General features: G+C 38.5%; 21 protein-coding genes and 3 pseudogenes. 8 read left to right on the forward strand and 16 right to left on the reverse strand.

The genetic code is table 11. The annotated features are described in order from the left end of the window. Nucleotides 1-87: 87 nt before the first annotated feature. Complete coding sequence (locus EHQ58_RS10545; RefSeq protein WP_135623864.1) at nucleotides 88-366, forward strand: hypothetical protein; 279 nt, start codon at nucleotides 88-90, stop codon at nucleotides 364-366. Between the two features lie 219 nt (nucleotides 367-585). Next, a pseudogene (locus tag EHQ58_RS19015) lies at nucleotides 586-684 on the forward strand (DUF4334 domain-containing protein); the annotation flags it as partial. 137 nt (nucleotides 685-821) lie between these two features. On the opposite strand, the gene EHQ58_RS10555 reads toward EHQ58_RS19015, so the two are convergent. Together EHQ58_RS10555 and EHQ58_RS19020 are read right to left on the reverse strand one after the other, a co-directional pair. Next, the gene (locus EHQ58_RS10555; protein WP_246047318.1) at nucleotides 822-2930 is read right to left on the reverse strand and encodes a methyl-accepting chemotaxis protein; all 2109 of its coding nucleotides are present in this window, start codon (nucleotides 2928-2930) and stop codon (nucleotides 822-824) included. A 96-nt stretch (nucleotides 2931-3026) separates the two neighbouring features. Continuing rightward, nucleotides 3027-3161 (reverse strand): hypothetical protein, encoded by a 135-nt coding sequence (locus EHQ58_RS19020; RefSeq protein ID WP_281277112.1) that lies wholly within the window; start codon nucleotides 3159-3161, stop codon nucleotides 3027-3029. 119 nt (nucleotides 3162-3280) lie between these two features. Between EHQ58_RS19020 and EHQ58_RS18950 the strand changes: the two are divergent. The 3 genes and pseudogenes from EHQ58_RS18950 to EHQ58_RS10565 form a co-directional block, all read left to right on the forward strand. Continuing rightward, a pseudogene (locus tag EHQ58_RS18950) lies at nucleotides 3281-3556 on the forward strand (integrase catalytic domain-containing protein); the annotation flags it as partial. Nucleotides 3557-3836: 280 nt separating this feature from the next. After that, nucleotides 3837-5057, forward strand: a complete 1221-nt coding sequence (locus EHQ58_RS10560; protein ID WP_246047320.1) for an Ig domain-containing protein — start codon at nucleotides 3837-3839, stop codon at nucleotides 5055-5057. 13 nt (nucleotides 5058-5070) lie between these two features. After that, nucleotides 5071-5925, forward strand: a complete 855-nt coding sequence (locus tag EHQ58_RS10565) for an LA_0442/LA_0875 N-terminal domain-containing protein (RefSeq protein WP_135623866.1) — start codon at nucleotides 5071-5073, stop codon at nucleotides 5923-5925. Nucleotides 5926-7088: 1163 nt separating this feature from the next. Here EHQ58_RS10565 and EHQ58_RS18955 read toward each other — a convergent pair. Together EHQ58_RS18955 and EHQ58_RS10575 are read right to left on the reverse strand one after the other, a co-directional pair. Further along, nucleotides 7089-7259, reverse strand: a pseudogene (locus EHQ58_RS18955) (SRPBCC domain-containing protein); the annotation flags it as partial. A 111-nt stretch (nucleotides 7260-7370) separates the two neighbouring features. Beyond that, on the reverse strand, nucleotides 7371-7769 hold the full coding sequence (locus EHQ58_RS10575) for a DoxX family protein (RefSeq protein ID WP_135623867.1): 399 nt from the start codon (nucleotides 7767-7769) through the stop codon (nucleotides 7371-7373). A gap of 147 nt (nucleotides 7770-7916) precedes the next feature. Here EHQ58_RS10575 and EHQ58_RS10580 point away from each other — a divergent pair, with 147 nt between their 5' ends. Continuing rightward, nucleotides 7917-8540, forward strand: a complete 624-nt coding sequence (locus tag EHQ58_RS10580; RefSeq protein WP_135623868.1) for a TetR/AcrR family transcriptional regulator — start codon at nucleotides 7917-7919, stop codon at nucleotides 8538-8540. Nucleotides 8541-8684: 144 nt separating this feature from the next. Here the strand turns inward: EHQ58_RS10580 and EHQ58_RS10585 are convergent, their stop codons facing one another. The 4 genes from EHQ58_RS10585 to EHQ58_RS10600 form a co-directional block, all read right to left on the reverse strand. Then, nucleotides 8685-12278, reverse strand: coding sequence for an adenylate/guanylate cyclase domain-containing protein (locus EHQ58_RS10585; RefSeq protein WP_135623869.1), 3594 nt, complete (start codon nucleotides 12276-12278; stop codon nucleotides 8685-8687). Between the two features lie 384 nt (nucleotides 12279-12662). Beyond that, nucleotides 12663-13112, reverse strand: coding sequence for a hypothetical protein (locus tag EHQ58_RS10590; RefSeq protein WP_135623870.1), 450 nt, complete (start codon nucleotides 13110-13112; stop codon nucleotides 12663-12665). Then, entirely contained in the window at nucleotides 13078-13407 is a 330-nt protein-coding gene (locus EHQ58_RS10595) for a hypothetical protein (protein WP_135623871.1), read from the reverse strand. Before EHQ58_RS10595 ends, EHQ58_RS10590 begins: the two co-directional genes overlap by 35 nt. A gap of 84 nt (nucleotides 13408-13491) precedes the next feature. Then, the gene (locus EHQ58_RS10600; protein ID WP_135623872.1) at nucleotides 13492-14322 is read right to left on the reverse strand and encodes an AraC family transcriptional regulator; all 831 of its coding nucleotides are present in this window, start codon (nucleotides 14320-14322) and stop codon (nucleotides 13492-13494) included. A 786-nt stretch (nucleotides 14323-15108) separates the two neighbouring features. Between EHQ58_RS10600 and EHQ58_RS10605 the strand changes: the two genes are divergently transcribed. Then, a complete protein-coding gene (locus tag EHQ58_RS10605; protein ID WP_135623873.1) occupies nucleotides 15109-16026 on the forward strand; it encodes a hypothetical protein in 918 nt (305 codons plus the stop codon). Between the two features lie 34 nt (nucleotides 16027-16060). Further along, the gene (locus EHQ58_RS10610) at nucleotides 16061-16504 is read left to right on the forward strand and encodes an AAC(3)-I family aminoglycoside N-acetyltransferase (RefSeq protein WP_135623874.1); all 444 of its coding nucleotides are present in this window, start codon (nucleotides 16061-16063) and stop codon (nucleotides 16502-16504) included. A 101-nt stretch (nucleotides 16505-16605) separates the two neighbouring features. Here the strand turns inward: EHQ58_RS10610 and EHQ58_RS10615 are convergent, their stop codons facing one another. The 8 genes from EHQ58_RS10615 to EHQ58_RS10645 all read right to left on the reverse strand — a co-directional run bounded on the left by EHQ58_RS10615 (nucleotide 16606) and on the right by EHQ58_RS10645 (nucleotide 22540). Then, nucleotides 16606-17043 (reverse strand): STAS domain-containing protein, encoded by a 438-nt coding sequence (locus tag EHQ58_RS10615; RefSeq protein WP_135623875.1) that lies wholly within the window; start codon nucleotides 17041-17043, stop codon nucleotides 16606-16608. 258 nt (nucleotides 17044-17301) lie between these two features. Next, nucleotides 17302-17451: a hypothetical protein gene (locus EHQ58_RS18745; protein ID WP_167883606.1), complete on the reverse strand. Its 150-nt coding sequence runs from the start codon at nucleotides 17449-17451 to the stop codon at nucleotides 17302-17304. Beyond that, nucleotides 17448-17759, reverse strand: a complete 312-nt coding sequence (locus tag EHQ58_RS19100; RefSeq protein WP_135624277.1) for a HAMP domain-containing protein — start codon at nucleotides 17757-17759, stop codon at nucleotides 17448-17450. Before EHQ58_RS19100 ends, EHQ58_RS18745 begins: the two co-directional genes overlap by 4 nt. Before the next feature lie 58 nt (nucleotides 17760-17817). Then, complete coding sequence (locus tag EHQ58_RS10625; protein ID WP_135623876.1) at nucleotides 17818-18048, reverse strand: PnuC protein; 231 nt, start codon at nucleotides 18046-18048, stop codon at nucleotides 17818-17820. A gap of 67 nt (nucleotides 18049-18115) precedes the next feature. Further along, complete coding sequence (locus tag EHQ58_RS10630; protein WP_135623877.1) at nucleotides 18116-18670, reverse strand: hypothetical protein; 555 nt, start codon at nucleotides 18668-18670, stop codon at nucleotides 18116-18118. 25 nt (nucleotides 18671-18695) lie between these two features. Then, nucleotides 18696-19232 carry a carboxymuconolactone decarboxylase family protein gene (locus tag EHQ58_RS10635; RefSeq protein WP_135623878.1) on the reverse strand — a complete coding sequence of 179 codons (537 nt, stop codon included), beginning with the start codon at nucleotides 19230-19232 and terminating at the stop codon, nucleotides 18696-18698. 217 nt (nucleotides 19233-19449) lie between these two features. After that, nucleotides 19450-21993, reverse strand: a complete 2544-nt coding sequence (locus tag EHQ58_RS10640; RefSeq protein ID WP_135623879.1) for an ATP-binding protein — start codon at nucleotides 21991-21993, stop codon at nucleotides 19450-19452. Nucleotides 21994-22345: 352 nt separating this feature from the next. Next, entirely contained in the window at nucleotides 22346-22540 is a 195-nt protein-coding gene (locus EHQ58_RS10645; protein WP_135623880.1) for a hypothetical protein, read from the reverse strand. Nucleotides 22541-22629 lie beyond the last annotated feature (89 nt).

Raw genomic sequence — 22629 nt, forward strand, 5'->3', positions numbered from 1 at the left:
CAGCCAAGTGATACTAATCGCTCGATTGGCTTGACCATATTACAATTTGCATGTTTTCGAACGTGCAAGTCAGGATTATAGTCTCTCTTGTTGTTTATTATCTTGTTTGGTGGTCGGCGCCAAACAACTCGTTTGCTAGACCCCGAGGGTCACGCAAACGGTTGGGTGCTCGCAGTCGCAGCATTGCTGCTTTGTGCTCCGCAGGCTTTCCCTCGTTTATGTAAGGGGATGCATTTGTGGGAATGGACCATGGAAGAGAAGATGTCGTATACGATGTTGGGAAGCCATCCTGTTATAGGGTGGCTTTTTTATTTTGTAACCAATGCTGGTATACGAGGAGTGACGGCTGGCGGAATGTCTTTCTAACGGAGGCGGAGCAGGATTGCGAAGCTCGCGAATCGTGACAGGGATGTCACGTGAGCAGGAGTTAGGAAGACATGGAGCCTGACACGGACGTCCCGTGAGGGATAGATGGGGAACATGAAGCTTTGCGAGAGATTGCTCATTATGGGAATCCAGTTGGCTTAAAGGCGACTCTATTTATTAGTTCGTTTCTTATTTCAGACTTCTAAATCAAAAGCCCGTGTTCGTCGAAACGAATTTCGCGGAAAACGTACTGCTATCATGATTTATGTTAATCTTCCAATTCATGATGTTTTTAAAAAAATAAATCAAGATACTTAATTTGGATGTATGGATTACAAGGGAATGAAACAACCTTTCTTCTTTGTATTAGAAGGAGATAAGTAAAGATTAAATTTTTTGCAGATCATTGCGATTCAAAATAAAACAATGATCTGCTAGTTTCATTAGCTATGAGTTTAGTTGTTTAACCAAACAATTCCAGATTCTAAACTTGGTACCGATTTCAGTTCTACATTACCAGTTTTTAATGTTTGATCATCTATTGAGATTGCTGCCAGTGCTGAGTTAGGGACGACGACGGCCATTTTTCTAAGGCTGGAATTACTTGCTTTTGGGAACCAATTGACGTTTACCCATTCTTGTGCAGGCCTTGTGACAAGTCCCATCCTTCTCGTGTCTGCTAGCCACTTACGTATGTTATATTTATGAATAATATTTAATGCTTCGTTCAAAATTTCAGTATATTTTTCTTCGCTAAAGTCTGGTGTCCAAACAACTTCCAGTAAATCTTTTTCTTTCACGTAGTAAATGCTTCCAATTTCTGATCGGAATTGAAGTTTGTGAGTAGCTTCATCTCTTTCTGAAATCGAAGATTCATCAAAAACAACATTTGTTTTGAAAAGATCAACCATTGAAATTAGTTTGTCAGCCGTAATCGCAATTGCGGTGATTTTACCTGTAAGTACATCGCTACTTTCAGAATTACTAAAGGAAGATTGGCTAATGGAAGAAACGGATGCCATTACTTCGTTTGTGGCTGTCTTATGTTCGGTAACCGCTTCTTTGATTTCTTCAGATCGCTCTTTTACAAAGACAGCTTCCTTTAGGAGTTTGTTCTTTAATTCTTTTTGTGTAATTACTGCAGAATGAACTTCCGTTATTTTTCCGGAAATAGAATCAATATTACCTATGATTTCTTGGATTTCCATTGTTGTTTTTTCAATTCGTTCTCTACCCAAAGCAACATCATTCTGATTTTTTTTCATTAAAGAATCAATACCTTTAACTGCACCTGCTGTTCTTTCTGCAAGTTTCGAAACCTCTTCCGCAACGACCGCAAATCCTCTTCCCGCATCACCAGCACGTGCAGCTTCGATTGACGCGTTCAAAGCAAGCATGTTAACTTGTTCACTGATTTTTGCAATTACATCGACTGTTTTGGAAATTTCAAGTGAACTGTTTGACAAATTGTCCATTGCTTCATTCATTGTGCGAAGTGTTTTTTTCCCTGCTTCTGCGCGCTCGATAATATTTTTTATAGAATCGAGAGTCCCTTCAACATATTCACCTGTTTTATCGATCGCCATTGATAATCGATCAACCTCTGATGTTAAGTTGCTCATACTTTGTGAGTTGTTTTCTGAAATGTTTGAAATGGATACAGCAACTCCAGAGATTTCCTCAATCGATGCTGAAACTTCTTCCGTTGCAGCGGACTGCGATTGTAAGTTTGTTGAAAAGTCAAGAGTTATCAACTTCATTTCTTGTGAATCGGAGGACAAGGCGTCTGCGGATGTTTTAATGTGTTGAATGAGTTCTCCTTGAGCTTGTAACATTCTATGGAAACTCATGTAAAAATCAGAGAATAGATCATTGGTTTTGTATTTGAGTCGAACTCGTAAATTTCCGAGCCCGACTTCTTTGAAGGCAGCTTCCAACTTCCCAAAGATTTTAAGAAACCAAGAACTTAAGGTCAATCCAAATAGGACACCAATAACTATAAGGAGAATGGTTTCTGCAGCGATTGTTATAGTTAGATTTTTTGCTAGAGCATTCTGCATCTGCAACACCAGAGTCATGCTGGATAGCAGAAGAAATCCAAAAAGAAAAAAGGAAAGGATGAAATACAGTTTAAGTTTTGAATGCATAAGTTTAATGATTCCAGTTTTCATAATATCAAAAGAGATGCGAGCTGAAAAAGGTCGGAGGAGAAATTTTGAAATTGGAATCAGATTCAGTCGATTTTCCACAAGACATAACGAATCATTATTGGATTGCATATTCCAACCGCATTGCCACGAATTGCACCGTAGATGTACCGATTGTTTTTCAATTTCTACAAATGTTTGGTGTAATTGTTCGTTGGCTTTTACCTCCCTTCCTATTGCTTTTAGGGTTTGTACTTGCTTTGGGTTATCACTACTTAAATCAAAAATGAACCTGATTCCTGATTTCGTAGGAACAGGTAGGTTAGCATAATCAATCGTTATAACACATGATTTGTTTGTCCGAGAATAGGCATCAGCAACTAATGCCAAAGAAACTTCATCAATACTTTCATACATAGGAATCCCTATGGATTCATAATTCCAAAAGAAAATTAAATTTTTTGCTGCGGTTACATAGTGTTCCCAGCCTAAGCGGAATTCCTCGGTTTTATGTCATGGACTCCAATCGGATACTCCGAGTTCTTTTGCCATTTCTTTTGCTTTTTTAAATCCAGCGATTGCCTCAATCAAAGCGAGAGAAACAGGAATAGAAATAGTGACACCTTTTGTTGTAATGATCTTTTTCACCACTTAGGAAAGTCCTTAGCCTGTTATAAGATCCGGTCCCTTTTCGAAGAAGGGAGACCAGATAACCGCGACACAATGACCATTATCGGAAGTCAGTCGGCTTACAGGCGACTCTATTTACGCTCTCAACCATTGACGTCTGTACGGGATGGACAGTTTGCATTCTGGTCCAAGACAATACCAAATTTCATATGCAAAAAACCTTAATAAAATTGAGAAATACGTTACCATTCCCTTTGCTAGGAATCCACTAAGACAATGGAGCTGAATTTATCAATGAAACAATTCTTGCATTTGCTGAACGAAAAGAAATTCAATTCACAAGAGGCAGACCTTATAGAAAAAATGAGAATCCAAACATAAAGCAGAAAAACGATAGCGTTGTAAGACGTAATCCATTCGTATATCTGTTGAACCTAAATCCCCTTTTAGACACTTACTGGAAAGAAAAGAAATTTTAAAGTAAACCAAAGTATTACTGAATCATACTGTTGAAAAATTGAATAGACTACAGTTCTTTTTTTTAGAAAGTTTGATACTGTGTCTTTTAAATTGCTAAATTTCTTAACGGGAACCAATCCTAGCAAAATTTTTCAAATAGCAATTTCCCTTTTGGCAGTTAGCATTTCTTTTTTCTTTTCCCATTGCAAGATCATGGACACAAGCTGTGCTAAAATGGATCCAAATTGTAATCCGATCCAACATGGTTTGTTCAATCTGATTGTAGGTTCTAGAAGTAATTCTCCACCCACCATTTCTATTTCTGGAAGTAATTCTCTACCAACCATTTCCTATTCTGGAAGCCCCTTTATATTTCCTACAAATGCCGCCATCACCACGATTACACCAACTGTAACGGGAAACCCAAATTCTTGCACATCCTCACCAGCACTTCCCACAGGACTTTCCATCAATCCTACCACTTGTGCTTTATCAGGAACACCAACAGTAGCGCAAGTCGCAACTACTTATACAATCACCGCAGGCAATGCACTCGGAACTGAAAATGCAACTATTTCGATTCAACTGAATGCCTCTTTAGGCAGTTGGGCGGGAAGAACTACTCCTGTTTACCAATGGACAAGTGTCACCTATGGAAACGGACTATTTGTTGCCGTCGCAAATAATGCAGTCATGACATCTCCAGATGGTATTACCTGGACAGAAAGAACTTCTGCCATATCCAATGTGACAACAGTCACTTATGGAAATGGACAATTTGTTGCAGTAGCAAATAGTGGAGTCAACCAAGCGATGACATCTCCTGATGGTATTAACTGGACAGCAAGAACTGGTGCCTCCACCAATCCATGGAATAGCGTCACCTATGGAAACGGTCTATTTGTTGCTGTCGCACCTTCTGGATTCCAAAGAGTCATGACATCTCCAGACGGTATTACATGGACAGGAAGTGGAGCTGCCCCTGACACAAATGGTTGGCAAGCGGTCAACTTTGGAAATGGACTATTTGTGGGACTTGCTACTTCTGGAACCAATCGAGTCATGATATCTAATGATGGAATTAACTGGAATAATCGACCTTGCCCAAGTAATAGTTGGGTTTCAGTTACCTATGGAAATGGACTTTATGTTGCAGTATCACTTGCTGGAACCAATCGAGTCATGACATCTCCTGATGGTATAACATGGACAGGAAGAACCTCATCTAATGAAGGCAATCAATGGGTGGGTATCACCTATGCTAATGGTTTATTTGTCGCAGTTGCAAATAATGGAACCAATCGAGTCATGACATCTCCTGATGGAATTAACTGGACCGGAATTACTTCCTCGAATGAAGTCAATCAGTGGCGCAGTGTCGCATATGGAAATGGATTGTTTGTAGCCGTCGCTTCTAGTGGAACAGATCTCGTCATGACAGCACCTTATCAGTAGAATGAATTACATTATGAAATCAAAATACAAATCTTTTGTTCTATATTCTACTATGTTAGTTTGTTTTTTGGTTTTAAGTCCCGCATTTTCAGAAACAATTCTTCTGAAAAATGGGCAAATCCTTTCTGGAAAAATTTTAGATCAAAATCTAAAAGACATCGTTCTTCAAGAAGAAGATGGAACAAAAAAAAGTATCCCTTCTTACTTGATTCGAAAAATTACCTTCAAAACAAAAAAAGAAGTAGAGGAAGAACTTGTAAAAGAAAAGTTAAAAAAGGCAAAGACAAATCTTGAAAAAAATTCTGATGTAACACCTATAATTATAGAGAAACCTGATGTAGAAATCATTCCTTCCAGAACTAGAATTCTATTGTATTCTGCCATTCTTCCAGGTTTAGGTCAATACAAAGAAGGAAGAAGAAGAGCTTCCTATTACTGGTTTGGGAGTTTGGCTGCTCTTACAGTAGCTTCAGCCGCATTGTATGAAGACGCAGCATCCAAAAGAAGAACCTACGAAAAAACCAGTATGGAATTTGGAAATAATACATTTATTTTTAGCAATTTAGGAATCTTGAATTCGTCAAATCAAGATGTTTACAATCTTCTTGAGTCAAGAAACATTTCGAATGATAGAAAAGCTATGTTAAGTGCAGCTAATTTAGTAAATTCTGCTTCTTCCTTGTTCTTAGCTTTTTATCTGGCAAACCTTTTGGATGCGTATCTTTTTTACCCAACCGATAAGCAATCGATTTCTATCAAAGTCATTCCAGAACTGATGCCAATGACATTTTCGCAAGCTCCCATCATTCAAACCAATTCTGTTTCAAGAATTCCCTATATCCAAGTTCAGTGGGAATATCGATTTTAAATTTTTGACGTATAAAAAAATCTTATGCAAGTTGAGAATCACTCGAATCTGCTTTACGGTTTGTTTCGTTTTTTTGATCCAAAACATTTTGATTCCATTAAAATTCCCACTCCCCATCTAAATAAACAGTCCCTTTTTTTTAAAATCCAAATCCATTAAATCGAGCACTCCTTTTTTAGCCAAAGGAGCTTGCTTTAAGTTGTTCGCAAAACATCTAACATTATTTATTTCCCCATTTTCGCTACGTATTATTAATTTAATCGAATCAAGGAGATCGTTTTTTGCATCTTTAAGCTTTTGAAAAACAATGAAATCGGTTTCTCTCTTTGAGGTAAAAAAGAATGATTTTGGGACCGTAATGTCCTGGAAAATGAGTTAATATCTGTTATATTTACGTAAACGAATTTTACACAAAAATCTTCTAACCATTTCAGAACAATAGTTCGATTCTCCGTCTAGGAACTAATAAGAGTTTTCCCAAAAGCAAGTCCCTATATCCAGAAGCGGAACCAAGTATCCTCGGTACACTGCCTGGAGTAACATAGAGTCGCTACAAATCGAGATGCTACAAAGCCCTGGTCACAAACGTACGCACGACGCTGAATCAGCCAACTGATACGAATCGCACAATTCCTACCATATTTCAATTTGCATGTTTGCGTACATACAGATCAGATAAGAGAGTCTATCTTGAAAGTTTATTATCTTTTACGTATGTTGTATACGATGTTGGGAAGCCATCCTGTTATAGTGTGTCTTTTTTATTATGTAACCAATGTTGGTATTCGAACAGTAACGGCTGGCGAAATGTTCCCCGAACGTAAGCGAAGCCACGATGGCGAAGCGCCCGAATCGGGACAGGACGTTCCGTGAGGGATAGTTGGGGAACGATGAAGCCTTGCGAGAGCTCGCGAATCGTGACAAGGAAGTCACGTGAGCAGGAGTTAGGAAGACATGAAGCCTGACACGGACGTCCCGTGAGGGAAAGTCGGGAAACATGGAGCTTTGTCGTCGTAATATTATTGGATCTCTATATATTTTTTGAAGTTGATTAAGTTGGCTTGCCAACCTATTTTTTGAAATTCTACAGGGTGCTGAATAATCAAAGCGAAGATCGTCGTAACTTTTGTTTTGCCGGCAAGATTTCCAAAATATGTTATGGCCTAGCGACCATCTAACATAGTGTAGGCAATTTTCCTTTGATCGATCACTTCGTCATAGACCGCTTCAAACTCAAAACCGAAGCTTTCGACTTTGGCTTCCCTTCGCGCGGAATATTTACCACCCACTTTTAAGTCGTTTGAAACTTTTGGACATTGCCATTCGTCAGAATCAAAGTTCCATTCCGTACTGTGTTATGGTTCGACCCACGTGTTCCAAACTTTTTGAGGGTTGGCCGCGACTAGAGATACATTGGTTACTTTAGACCTAGAATTTCTTTATTTTTATTTAGAAATAATTGCTTTAAGGCGGTTATCGCGCAAGTAAAGACCCAGCCAAATAAACACCGCGAGATAAATTGGAAACAAGGTATGGGTAAACATAGGGTTACTGACACGCACATGACTTGCGATCGCTCCGCCCAAATAACCCGTCAATAAAATCGCACCTAATATCGAAGTTCGGGGTATGATATGAATGACTAGGCAAATGAGTAAAATAGTTCCTACAGCTGGCATTAACTCCATCGGCCATTGAATCGCTGCGCCTGCCTCAATCGCTTCAGGTGGAAGTTTCTCCATAAAAAATTTTATGCCAGCATCGAATAATAAAAATGCGATCGCTAAACCGCTCAGCACGCGACCTGTCCATAATTGTCCTTTAGATATTCCTGATGTTCGCATCGGCGACTCCTTGATTTAGTTTTAGTTAAATCTATATGTTTATTAATACATATCGAATGATATGTTGTAAACCATTAATTTTTAGCTTTTTAGCAATTATACACAAAATGGCTGGATTAAGTAGATAGCATGTGATATTTTAATCTTATGTCTAAAAGCGAAATAAAACCTAAAGCTCGTGATCCTGTAAAAACCAGGGCGCACATTTTAAGTTCCGCTTTTATCGAAATTTATACTAAAGGATACAACGGCGTTGGAGTTCGCGATTTAGCCAAACGAGCTGATGTGACGATCGGCGCGTTCTTTCATTACTTCCCATCGAAACGTCATGTGGCTTACGCAATCATCGACGAGATCATTTATGCAGGAATTATGGACCGCTGGATTAAACCGCTCTCTGCGTATAAAAATCCGCTCCAGGGAATATTGAAGTGCTTTAAGACGACGTTTGATACCTGGCCCGATGATTTTCTTTCTTCGGGCTGCCCACTCAATAACTTGACGCAAGAACTTTCAAACATAGATGAATCAATTAAAGTAAAAGCGAAAGCTGTATTAACTGAATGGATTGCAAAAACCAAAGAGCATTTAAATCGAGCGCAAGCTGGCGGATATTTGAATAAAAAAGTCAATACCCAAGAATTAGCTGAATTTATCGTAACGTTTCAAGAGGGTACATTTGCCATGGGCAAAGCTCTTAATGATCGAAAGATATTTGCGTCGATGTATAAGAATTTCAAACGTCACATCGACGCAGTATCTACCAAGTAGGAAGTTGATAGGGATTTTTCTAGAAACACACCTCAAAAATCTACAGGGATGACTGATCCTAGCATAACAAATGCTATTTTGGGAACGCATTCGGCTGAGAGGCTAAGAAAATTTTATCCATTTTCGGATGTGTAACCTTTTTTTCTATGCTTCCTTGTCTGCATATACTTGCCAGAAACGACCGTTAGGAATACGTCTATCCTTGGAAGTTGCGTATTCTTCTTTTAATCCATTCACATAATACATTGCCACCTCACCTTTATTTTTTGCATTGACATACCCTCGAAATTCGCACTCAAAAACTTCCTTTATTAATTCATAGGTAGATCCACTGATATTGATTTTACCTGGTGTGCCAGAGGACTCCATTCTTGAGGCAGTATTTACGGTATCTCCCCAGACATCATAGGCAAACTTCTTTTCACCTATAACGCCTGCTACGAGTGGACCAGTATGGATACCAAGTCTAAGCTCCCAATAAGGTAACCCTTGTTCTTCCTTGATATTCTTCATCAGATTCATAAATGCTTGAATCTCTAGAGCGGCAAGTACTGAATCCAATGCATGAGTCTTGTTTCTTTTTGGTATTCCACCTGCGCACATATAACTATCACCGATGGTTTTGAGTTTCTCCAAATTGAATCGTTCTGTGATTTTATCAAATTGCACAAAACAAGCGTCCAAATCTTGAATCAACTCACGTGGTGAAAGAATTTCTGCAATTTGGGTGAATCCTTTAAAATCAGTAAACATTACACTTACATTTTCGTATAACACAGGCTCAGTTGCGCCTTTCTCTTTCAACTCCGAAGCTACATCTGCAGGTAAGATATTCAACAATAGCTTTTCTGATTTTTTCCTTTCTGACTCCGCAACATTACGAGATGACTGTACCTCTTTAAATAGTGCTGATCCATAAATAATACCAGCTAACTGTTCTCCAAGGATTGACAGACGTGTCAAATCTTCTGGCTCAAGATTCATCATTGACTCGGAATTCGAGAAATTGAGAATTCCAACTGGCACTTGGTTGAGCAGTAGAGGGAGAAAAAGGTAAGAGCGGATCTTACAAGACTTAGCGATCCATTTTTCTTCTTCGGTTAACCATTCCAATTTATGATCGTCAAAATCTTTGAAATAGGCAACTTTCTTACTGCGAAGGGTAAGGCCATGAGCACCTTTACTAGATTTCATCGGAACTTTAAAGTCAGCTATCCGTTTCCGCTCTTCGGTTGTTACAAAGTCAGGAAGAGAAGCAGCGATCAAACGTAAGTGACTTTTTTCTCCATCAGAGGCCATCAGGCTATAGTATTGTATTCCAAATTTTTCGACAACATAGGAATGAACTTTTTCCATAATCACTTGAATGTCTAGATTCTCATTCAAACTTTTCACCAGATGATTCAAGGAGGAAGTATCTGCTTTTTGTTTTTCTGTTTGTCGTAGTAGATCAACTGTATGAATAACGCCTGCAACTTGTGCACAAAGTGTCTCGATGGAGCGAATCTCATCCTTTGCTAAGTTCATAGGTTCACTGAGATTCGAAAAAATCATGAGTGCAATGCTTTGATCACCTACTACTAAAGGCACGTGCAAAAACGAGGTGGCTTTCGTTGTTTCTATAAGTTTTCGATCGAACTCAAATGGAAATTTTTTTATAAGAGGAATATATAAAGCTCTTTTACGTTTCCAAACCAAGTGAGCCATGCCACCATCGGGACCAAGAGGTATCTTGAGATTCTTTACAAATTGCTCTAACTCTTCCGATACATCCTTGTAACTACTCGCCCGAAAGCTCGTTAAGTGCTCATTTTTCTCATCCGGTAAAAAAAGCCAAGTGGAAGTGATACCGTATTTTTGGTATGCATACTTTGAAATTTCATTAAAAATTTCGTTCAGGTCTGTATGGGAATTAACAAGATGTGTTAGGTGACCTAAAGCCTCAATTTCCTGACGAGCTTCCTCTGTTGCAAGAAGTGCAGTATTGGCTCTTTCTTTCTCCTCCGCCAACCGACGAACCGCTTCATCCATCTTGAGAGCCGTTGGACGTAAAAAAATAAAGGAAATCATGTAAAAGGCAAGTGCGATGGGAGCAGCAACCAGCAGTGTGTGAGCCAATGCTGGAAGAAATTCAGTTACCTTCATGAGTCCAAGCAAGTAAAAAAGCATAGTTGTGGGCACAAAAAGTAATATCAAAGCGGAGACCCGGTTTCCGATTGCTGTCGCCTCTCCCGATATTGGTATAGCACCTGACTTAACGATGGCGAACGAAAGTAAAATCGCAGGAATGAACTGCAACTCACCCAAAGGATAGAGAGGAATTCCAATCGTTGCTGGCAAATTCAAGAAAATTAGAAAATCACCTATAACGAGTGATAATACAACCTGACTCCCAAGTCGATTTCGCGCGGTTTTGCGGCTCCGTTCCCAGCTGATCAAAAAGGTAGCGGCCGCAATCAAACCAAGAGCACCAAACGCATTTAAGCCGATACCTGCAACCGATATGCGCCCGAACCAGTATTCGTAAAATCCAGAAAAAAAATAAGGTGTCCATAGAATCACGCAGAAGATCACAGAAAAAAAATCAACCCAACGAACAAAGTGTGGCCTAGTTTTTCCCAAGGCAAGATAAGCAAATCGTAAGTGAACCCCCGGTGTAAAAACAAATGCTGTATAAAATATTTGTTCAATTCTTCTCGTAACGATCAAAGGAAGATCCAATTTAAAAGCAGTCATTACGATCATAAATGCTCCTGCTAACATGAGTGAAGTTGCTCCGAGCATATTCAGCTTTTGATCGGGACTACTTCCAGCAAGAAAGATAGCCAATGCAAACGCACAGACGCCCGAGAACAGAGGCAACAAAAACACCGGCTTCATGAAAGGAGCAGGATGATCCGTAGGATGAAGAGTAATGGCTGCGAGAATCGCAATACCGAGGAGTCCAAAGGTGATCAAACCAGCAAGGATCTTAAAGAGACCTCTTTGTTTGAATAGCAAGTCATTTAAGTTCAAATAATCAGATCGAAATATACCGTAGCCAAGAAGAAGTAGTGGTAAAAACGCGAATGAGCTCATCGGGAATATAGGAATGCCACTTAAACTGGGTAAGTTGGTAATCACAAGCAGCGAACAAAAATGCAAACCTAAGAATAGAAAGACCTTCGCCTTGATTTGATCCCTATGGTTAAGAAAATAGTGTATAGTTACCGGTACAGCGGAAACTAGATAAGCTAGCGAAGAATAAGCGCCCCATATTTTTAAAGGAAGCTCAGCGATAGGATAGGAACCAAATGAATAGTGAAACCACTTGCCAGTAAAATCAAAACCTGACAAAAGCCCAAAGTATGCGATCGCGACCGTGGAAAGTCCTAGTATTCCGGCGAAGAGAAGGGACCTGTAGAGTCTGCCGGTCATATAATATGCGAACAGATAAGCACCAGGAGACAACCAAACAACGCCAAAATAGCTAATCCGATTTAGAAGCAATAGCAAATCGAGATCATTTACCACAGAACGTAGCGATAGTGCCATGCCCAAGGATCCAAAACCGAAACAAAACATAATATAGGTGATGAGGAGGGCTCGGTCCTCAGTTCGTTTGATCGCAAACAAGCCGAGAAATGCGAGGGACATTCCAACAACAAACGTAAAGATGCTGGGAATTGCCCAGGGAAGCTGTTGCCAGAAAAAATCAAATCCGCCTGGATTCGGTGAGGGAAGGGGAAATGGAATCATTTTGTGTGAGGGGAAATAGTTCGCTACCCAATCTAAGGATTGCAAAATTTTAGTCAATAAAATACAACAGATCCAGTTTGTTATCGCATAAGGCTTGTCAAAATGAAACTCGCACGCGACCAAAAGTAAACAGAAGTAGAGTCAAGAATAGATTGCAAGTGGGCTCAAACATCTAGCTTATGTCGGTAAATTTGGATTTAACACCTAGGAATTTAGTATGGCTTTTTCAAGAACTACACCCCAAAAATCCAGTGGGACGCCTGATTTTCGCAACACAATACCCGTTATAGGAAACCAGTCAGCCCGGGAGCAACGATTCCAAAAATTCTAGAGAGACTACGTATAACATGCGCTCAGTACGTCGAAGTGTATCATTATTAATCATTAAGATCGAATCTTTCGACTAAAAGCCGTTAGAATAAAGTAGGATGAATAGAGGAAAAATCCTAAAATAACTACTCCGAAAATGAATTCATCGAATGTGACGAATAAAGTTAAGGATAAAAAGAAAAGGAAGCCTAAAAGCCCAACGATTCCGAGAAGTGGAGGCATAGCCAATATCCAATTCCCAGTTTTCAAAAAATGTTTTATATCTTCAAAAGAATAGGAGGCTTTTCTCTCTACTTCGATTCCATGACCGTTAAACAAAGATTGATTTAAAGAAACCTCTGAATTTTTAGAGAATCCATCCTGGTATTTAGTTACCTTCTGGACATCTCCTTCGAAAACGGAATCAATTTTCGTTGTTTTTCCACGAACGACTAAGCCCCAAACTGTGCCTACAATCATGAGTACGAGACTAAAAGCGGTCAAAAAGATAAGAATTGATACCATGGCGCATCCTTTCCGGCCAGAATAAAATCGCAAGCTTTTTTGAGTCTGGTAGTTTTGCTTTGATATCTTCCTCTTCTAACATGAGACTTGTGCAAATACAGAAATCTAAGACAGTATTATTGGCATAAATGGCAAATGAGAATTTGCTAATTATTGGAACAGTGAAAACCTTTTTCTGATAAAGAGAATCAATGAGTTGCCTGGAATCTGTCTTTCTCATCGCACATAACAAACGATAAGTGCAAAATCGAGCAAATCTTAAATCCAATCGAATCCCTTGACTGATGTACTTCAACTCAGCCAAGTATCTTCCTGTTCCCAAAACGACAGGAAGCCCTGTTGGGGAACATGGAGCGAGATAGCTAATATGCGAATCTATTTATTCAATCGGAATCCAAATTTCAAATCCTCCATTTCCAGTGAATGAATCAAAATTTTTTCCATATTTCTCAAAATTAGGTGCCTCTATAGATTTGAATTTTGAGTTCATAAACCATTGATTCCAAATTGCCGAAAAAACAGCCCGGATTTCTGAAACATGGCCAGTGTGGGAAAATACGGCATACGTATTGGGTTTCAAGTCGAAGGAAAATAATTTTGAATGAGAATGAGAACTTGAGCTAACTTCAATACAGCTTAAGTAGTCAAATCTGTTTTTGTCATCAAAATTAAAACAGATTCCGTATGCATCTTTGCCTGTTTGTCTATCGATGTGACCAAGATAGGGAGAAAATTTTTGCCACTGATCTGGTATTCCTGCAGGTTCATTACAATCGTAATTAACTTTTATACCTACAAAATGTTTCAATTCAAGTTCAACAATCCTTGGTTCTTTTATATTCGGGAGGAGGGAAGACTTCATTGTAAACGCCTCTACTAAGTTCATTTTTTCTAGGTCTTCTTTTGACCTAACAACTCCCGGTGTCAGACTGAATTGTTCTTTGAACGCACGCGTAAAGGCTTCTTGTGAATTGTATCCAAAGTCAAGAGAGATCGAGAGAAGGCCCTCACGGTTCAGAATTAACTTTTTTGCTGCCTCTGTAAGACATCTAGCCTTCACGTATCTCATAAGAGAAATTCCCATCTCCACAGAAAATGCTCTCGTTAGGTGAAAAGTGGAGACATTACAAATCTTCGCAATATCGTCCAAACTAATCTCTTCTCTTGAATGGCTTTCCACAAACCATAATGCTTTCTGAATTAGATCCATATCTTTCCCATTGAAATTGTAAATTACATTCTATCTTATTCTTTACCCAATTGTTTGATCATTCTTGCGGTTTTCAGAATAAAAAAACAATTTCTTTCCAAAATTGTATTTTTTACCAACCACTCGGGAAACTGGTAGGGATTTTCAAGACCTATACTCCGAAAAATTAATTGTCCGACAGCCTTATTTTTTGACCAAGGATACGTAAATATAATCCGATGGGGAAGATTCGCTGCGGAACAACAAACTAAAGTCTCCTAGTCAAGAATAACATTTCCAATCCGTATTTGAGAACAAAACACCCGTTAACTGACTCTTTTCTGTCAAAATTCTCGGATCGACGAATCACACTTTAGAAAAATACAGATTGAGGTAAATTTGAGCCAATGGAAAATTGCGAGGTATGAACAAGTTTGGAAATGTAGCAATTATGATTTTTGTGCTCTTATTAGGAAGTTTTGTATTACTCTCGGTTTCACTCTCTTTCTTGAATTTCTGGAAGTTAAAGAAAATAGGGCGATCGCAACCTTGAGATGATTCCAAATCTCGAATCGTCGCTGATCTAGAAATCCTTCTTCGTATCCAAAAAAGTTAAAACACGTTCAGACAATTTAAGGAAAACAATGCCATCTTTTCTTTAGAGAGTGAATATGCATCTCTTACTTCAAGTTAACCTTGGAGAGAGACTTTTTCTTCGTCCGTATCTTTCAAAATGATTTTGTACGGTCCCTTCTTCTCATATCGTAGCGAAACAAGTCTATTTTTTTTTCTTGATTTTGTAAATCAATGAATCAGGATCATTCACCTATGGAACAATTTACCTTTGCCTATTCCGTTTTAGAAATCCAAGCCTCCTTAGACCAACGCCTTCTAAAAGTAAAACAAGGATTGCGGAATTATGAAGTTTCCGTTCTTGACATGGAAAAGTTTTACTTTGGACCCATGCCAACAGGTCAATTTGATGAATTGGTGATAACAACTCGCTCAACCTCAGGAAAATCTAAAACCCACCGTTTCAATTGCAATACCGGTGAGAGCGGTATGGTATCACTTGTAGAAAAATTGGCGGAACTCAAACCATCTGCCGACCTGAGAAAACTTCCTCGTGAGGAAGCATTGGCTCAGATGAATGTCGCTGATTCTTCAAAGATCGCGCTTCTTGCTGTTCCAGTCGTGATCTCTTTTGTACTTTTTTTCTTTTTGCTTCCCATGTTTTTTCATGGAATCGATAAAAATTCAGCCATGATCAAGTTAGGTGAGCTCATCGAATTAAAAGAATTTGAAACAAGAAATTTCACGGTCCAAGGGGCTTTGCTTTCAGAGTGTCTCGAAGAAAAGACGACGAAAAAGGGTAGAACAACGACCAAATTTTTTTGTCCGTTGGTCTCTGATACTTGGAAGAGCGGTGAACCAATCCATGTCCTGGCTCAAATCGATGACATTCCCGAGGAGGAATTTAATGCTTTGTTTGAGAAAACCGAGTTTAAAGGAGTGCTTCGGAACGTACTTTGGGAAGGTCCATCTTCTTCTACGAAAGATTTTTTTGTGAAAGAATACGGGGCAACCATGGCAACCGAGGTTCTCGAATTTGAAATCAACGGAGATACGAGTAATGATTTGATGATTTTTGTCGCTATTTTTGCTTTCGTGGAACTTCTGCTCGGTGGCATAACAGTCTATATGTTACGAAAGAATTTTTCTTAATCGTGATTGGGTCACGATCGCTTTTGCAAATCGAATGCTGATCCAAAGACTCACGAAAACAGATATTGATAAAATGCGAAAGCTGAATGAAGTATTTGCGATCGCATTTGAAGATACAGAAACGCATTTGCAAAAACTCCCAAAAGATACATATCTACAATCGCTTCTAGAAAAATCACATTTTATCGCTCTGACCGCAATGCTGGAGGAGGAAGTAGTAGGTGGTCTTGTCGCATACATTTTAGAAAAATATGAACAGGAGAGATCAGAAATTTATATTTATGATTTAGCTGTTGCTGAAAGGTTTCGACGACAAGGAATCGCTAGGTCCTTGATTCTTAACCTAAAAGAAATGGCGAGAGAAATGGGAGCTTATGTAATTTTCGTTCAAGCAGACCGTCAAGATGAACCAGCGATTTTGTTGTACCGTTCTCTTGGAATCCAAGAGGAACCATTTCACTTCGATATCTTGCCTTGAGGGTGGTTCCGAATGCCCTTGCCCGACCCATTTTGTGAGAAACTTAAATACGGAAATCCAATCGGGAACGCCAAACTAGCGACTGTTATATTTTTATTTGGCTAACTTTGGTTATAGCTATCCATTGCTGCCGGAAAATCATCGTGAATCTGAAGGAAATTTCCGAGTTTGGTCAGTGTGAGCACATAGCCGACAGATTTGGAAGGTGCAAAAAGTCGCAAGAAACCTCCATTTTTTTTCAATTTGATTTGAGAGCTAATAAAGGCACCAAGACCTGAAGAGTCGATGTAGTTCACGTCAAAAAGATTGAGAAAAACTTTTAGTTTTTCACTCTTGATGAGATGGTCAACAAGATCCGTTATGGCTTGGGCTGAGTAAAGATTGATATCACCGATAACGTCAACAATCGCTCCATCGGGCATCTGGTATGGTTCTGGAACCATGCGAATGCTTATTTTAAGGTCATTACCTTCGTAGTCAAATTCTCTGTGGCTTAAATCGATTTCCATAAACGTAATCTTTTGCAAGACTTGTACCATAAAAACCCTACCAATGGTTACGTGTTAAGCAATTTTGGATGTAGGGGAGGGAAAAAAGATCATTTGTCTTAACTCAGCTAGCAGAAATTGGATAGCGTTTTTTTAGAGCCAAAACCCAAAAATAAGTAGGAATGCCCGATTTTCGAATCACAATGTCCTTAAAATTACTATCGGAATTTGAGTTGAAAACATTCGTATCTGTCAAAACTTCAAAAGGGATAAATCTTTGATTAAGCCTGTAATATTTCAGGCTTTGGTTCACTGAATAAAAAACTCTTTCTGCTCAATTTGCATGGGGTTTCTTGCTAAATAAGAATTTATATTTCTGGCAAATTGTACTACATCACCCGATACGTTATTAGAAACGATGACAAATTCATCACTCGAAAAAGATTTAACATCCGTCATGCGACAATAATCCCTCGTAGGACGTTCTTGGTTTGCACCAACACATCATTCCCAGTATCTAATTCCTCCACCCTCTCTTTTAATTCCGTAATCCTATTCCTAATATTTTTACACATTTTCGAAAATGCGTTTGCTAGAACTTCTACTTCGTCTCCTAATTTAATATCAAAGTTTGGTGAATAATTTGATTGTTCTAAGGATTCAGCTGCCTTAGTTAATTCTAGAATGGGCCTCGAAATTCGTTTCGAACCTATATAGATAAAGTAGTCTGCAATGAAAACCTTAAGTTCATAATCAACTTCGAGTATACCAACAACTTTACCAGCGCTGCTTTTTCATCGTGAAATTTGGTCCGTATTAAAAATTTTAGGAATTCCATTTTAGAAACCCCCGAGTGTTTGTTATTAAAAAAACGATATTACCGAATACGATGGCATAACTATCTAATAACAGAAATCCAAGCAATATCCAGGTAATATTTGCAAGCATAAAAAGAGTGAAGCCCCATTTAACTTTGTTGCCTAATAAGATCATGGCGAGGATACTAAGCATCATCGCAATCCAATCCAAAGCATAATATTTAAACAAATCTGTCATGTTCTATTCATTTAACCGTTAAAGACTAATCTAAAACCACCTATGGTATCGATAAGGTATCTAAATACTAATATTCGAATATACGAACATAGTCTTTGGTTGCACCTCCTCCTCTCGTATGACAACTGATACATCCAGCTCCTTTTAAGTCGATAGAATATTGGACACTGCCAGACGGAGAATATTCGGCCCATGCCCATCCACTTGTGAAGCCAGCTTGTTTTTTCATGGAGATGATCTGATTCAGTATGCCTCCTGAGTATCTTTCCTTCACGATCAATGAGCCTTCAGAGAATGATCCATTTATTGGTTTTTTTGCTGTTGCATCGATCGAGTTCTTTGCAATGGTGTTAACTCGCATTAAAATGGAATCACCGTGCGCCCTATCAGTAATACCAGAGTTAAATATTGTCGAGGGAGTATTCGGAAAAATGGAAAGGGAAGACATTTCGACGGATTCTTTATAGAGTGATGCGTCCGTTAACGTTTGGGTTGTAGTATTCATGTTTGAAGACAGTGCCAGTAGCGACAAAATCTCTGAATTTTTCGAATTTGCTGTATCATTTGAATCAATAATATTGCAAAATTCTAGGGTCATTAGTAAAAAAATGATTAACTTCATAAATTTCCTCAGTTATATTCAAAAATTATTTTAGTTCAGGTGCTAATTCAAAATCTATTGGAATTTGTGTGATACCATGCAAATAATTAGAAACAATTTTGTCTCCAATGATGACTAACATATCGATCATATTTTCTTCCGTATAGCCGGCCGTAAAAAATGCTTCGAGTAAGGTAGCATCTGGTCTTCCATGAGTCTCGACGATAGATTTCACGAGCCTAGAAAGCGCCTTCATTTTTAAATCAAAATTGTCCGTGGATTTGCGAATGTCCATGATTTGACCATCAGTAAATCCTTTCATTTTACCTATGGTTGTATGTGCACTTAAGCAGTACTGACAATTGTTAAATTGACTTACGACCAGGTTGATTACTTCTCTTTCCTTACCAGTGAGTGAACTCTTTGCATTCTGAAGAGTCATGTAAGACTGTAACGCGTTCGCAGATTTGCCAATGGTAGCATACAAATTCGGAACAAATCCTAGACCTGCTTTTAAATTATCAAATATTTTTTGATTTGTGGGCGATACTTCTTCTCTTGTTGGAACTAAAAACGATCTCATGAATAAATCTCCTCGATAAGATCATAGTAGCAGATTATTGTAATTAAGGGAATGTCAGTAACGCTTTTATTCTTGTCAATTTTTCCGATTCAAGTATCCTCCTTTTTCTTTTTACTAGCTCTTCTGTATCTTTCTGGCTATTTTGTATCTCCTGGATAAGCGGAGATCGAGAAGTCAGTCAGTTTAAGGGCAACTCAATTTTATAAGCTACAAGTTTTTAAAGTCCAGTTTTTCTCTCTATCAGCCATTCATATAATGCTTGTTCTATTTCTCTTTTTTGGAAAGGTTTCGGCAAAAACGAAGACATTCCGGCACGAATGCACTTGTCCTGATCATCCTGGAAGGCGTCAGCTGTTACTGCAATGATGATTGGTTTGGGAAAAATCCGTTCGTCTTTCAAAATCTCTTCCGAGGCGCCGATACCATCCAGATTGGGCATATTGATGTCCATAAAAATCAGTTGGAATTGGTTTGTTTGGGCTTTGGCTACTGCTTCCCTGCCGTCTTTGGCCACATCATGCCGGACTTTTAATTTTTTTAAAAAACTGGAAAGTAGAAACAGGTTGGTAGGATCATCTTCCGCAATCAATACATTTGTGTTAGATGGCAATCTTGAGAGGTCCACCGAATCTTCGGATCGGATGACTCTGGACATCTGATTGGGAAGAAGTCTAAGTTCAATTTCAAAGCAGGAACCGGTAGGAAAATTCCCTTTTACTTTCAATTCTCCACCCATAGCATCCATTAGTTTTTTAGAGATGGCAAGACCAAGTCCCGTTCCTCCGTACTTTCGGGAGATGCTTGAATCCAACTGAGTGAATCTTTGAAACAAGAAACCTATTTTATCCTCCGGGATTCCTATTCCCGTATCCATTACCGAAACTTTGTAATGAATCCAATTTCCTATTTCTTCCTTTTTGGAAGAGAGAAGGATTTTGATTTCGCCAGATTCCGTAAATTTGACTGCATTGGAGATTAGATTAAATAACACTTGTTTGATTCTATTTTCGTCGCCATGTGCTAAAAATATAAAATCTGGATCAAAGCTGACTTCAAATCGAACTTGTTTCTGTTCTGCTTGGTGCTTAAAAATCCCTTCTGCAAGTTCTAGCAGAATCTTCCAGGAAAAATCGGATTCCAATAATTCTATTTTCCCCGCTTCCAGTTTGGAATAATCCAAAATATCGTTCAAGATGGTTAAAAGAGATTGTCCGCTGTCTTGAATCATCTTCAGATATTGTGCTTGATCCTCCGAAACAGTTGTCATTTTCAAAAGTTCAGTGATTCCCAAAATTCCGTTCATGGGAGTTCTGATTTCGTGACTCATAGTCGCTAAAAATTGAGACTTTGCCTTGTTCGCAGTTTCTGCTAGTTGTTTGGCGGTCTCGTATTCTTCGGTGCGAATTTTTACCTGCAATTCCAATTCATATTTTTGGTATTCTTTCAGGTTCAATAGTTCCGTATGAGTTCTATTTTTTTCTTCTAAAGTTTCACCGAGTTTCTGAACTAATTTTTCTTCCTTCTGTAAGGCCTTTGTTATTTTTATTGATAACAGAATCGCTTGGATGAAAATAAATAATAAAACTCCCATATGGGAGAGATAACCTGTGTGAATCAAGCCGAAATTGAATAATAAATCGTTTAGTAGAGTAACCGCTGTAATGGAATAGGCAAGGAGCATAAGTCCCGCGCCTTCCCTTTTTCTTAAAAAAGCTCTTAGGAACAAAGGTACATACAGTATCAGTGCAATGATCGCAAAACCGAACAGATACAAAGAATAATGCGTGAGTGTAGATACAGGTAAAAGCAAAGTTAGTAAAAAACTTAAGAAAACGGACCTGATAACTTTTGTGATTATTTTGGGGATATCCTTCGGAAATAAAAGATCGTAGAGGGTTACCATGGAAATCCCGATCATATAAATCACTCCGAACAGCAGCCGGATATATGAATCAAAATCCAGAGTGGGAAAAAGATAATAAAACGTATGCGTTTCAAAATTCAATTGGCGAATTCCCATTATCATACAGAAAAAACCGAACATCAGATATTCTTTGGAGCGGAATCTTGAAAGATAGATAATTAGATGATACAAGCCGATGATGATGATTGCAGAAGAGCTCGCTATGTCACGTATAACAAGAAATATGTGCTGTTTCTCTATCGATTTCCATTCACCCAAATAAAGAGGTTCCCAAAAGCCGTGATTTTCATGATTGAAGTTGGATACCCAAACGACGATTGTCACTTCATCGGAAAGATTCCCCAGATAGGACGTGCCTGGTTTCAGGTCAGGCTTCATTGTTTCAAAACTGTCTCCTGTTTGTCCGACTTTTACCACAGAGCGGGCGTTAACAAAGATTTCAAATGCGGACATGATTTCTGTCCAAAACAATCCGTAGCTCATTTCCTGTTTTGGAAGTTTGAGTTTGAGTCTATAGGTTCCCTTTCCGAAAACCGGTAGGTTTGTACCATTTATTTTGTAGAATTTCCAAAAAGAAGGAACTGGAAAATAACCATGGCACTTTTTATTCCATACGGACTCTTCCGATTCGGGAGGAATCAACTCATCCCAACAAAATTCCCAATCTCCTTTCAAATTTATCACACTTCCTTTCGGTTCCCATGAGGAGAGATCCATAGATCCGGAAATTATATCGGGCAGGGGAGAGGTTGCGACTTTACAAAAAGAAAAAAATATCAAAACTACAAGTAGAGGCAAAAAAACAATTTTTTTGAAAAAAGAATGCGAAATTACCATAAAACTACCCATAGGCGAAAAAGAAATAAAACATTTGATTCAAACGAGAAAGATGGCTTGATCTGAAGCTTTTTATTTCTTATTCCGAGAGCAATCTATTTATTTTATAATTGAAAATGCAGACGAAATGTACAGGTGACAACATCTAAGTCTCCGCTTCCAATGGAGACAATCTTTGTTCAAAAAAACAGCATCATGCTAAAAATAACTCATCAAAAAACTTCGATTAGAGCTCATGTTCGTTATTGAGAAACAAAAACATACGTCCGATGAAATTCATCGTCCGCCATCGTTAAACTTTGATATGACTATTATCTCGTGATGGAATCCAATTTATAATTAACGCATGATGTTAGTCTTTGTTTGATGAAAGCATTTTTTTTGAATTTGATTTTTTTGGAAAAGTTCGCTGGCAAATGTGTTGGTCTATATGGTGAATGGATTCGCTTTCCTTTTTACAAGCTCCCTTGTATGCTTGATCATTTGCCGAAAGGGTGGTGACCAAACTCAAAACTAATAATAAAATGAAATTCATTATTTTATTCATTGATTCTCCTTTAAAGACTATGTAATTTTTTAACGGTTTTCATTTTAGCAGAGAATTATTTTTTTTTGATCACAAAAAGATGATTTTTT

It is taken from the genome of Leptospira ognonensis (genome assembly GCF_004770745.1).
Classification (GTDB): domain Bacteria; phylum Spirochaetota; class Leptospiria; order Leptospirales; family Leptospiraceae; genus Leptospira_A; species Leptospira_A ognonensis.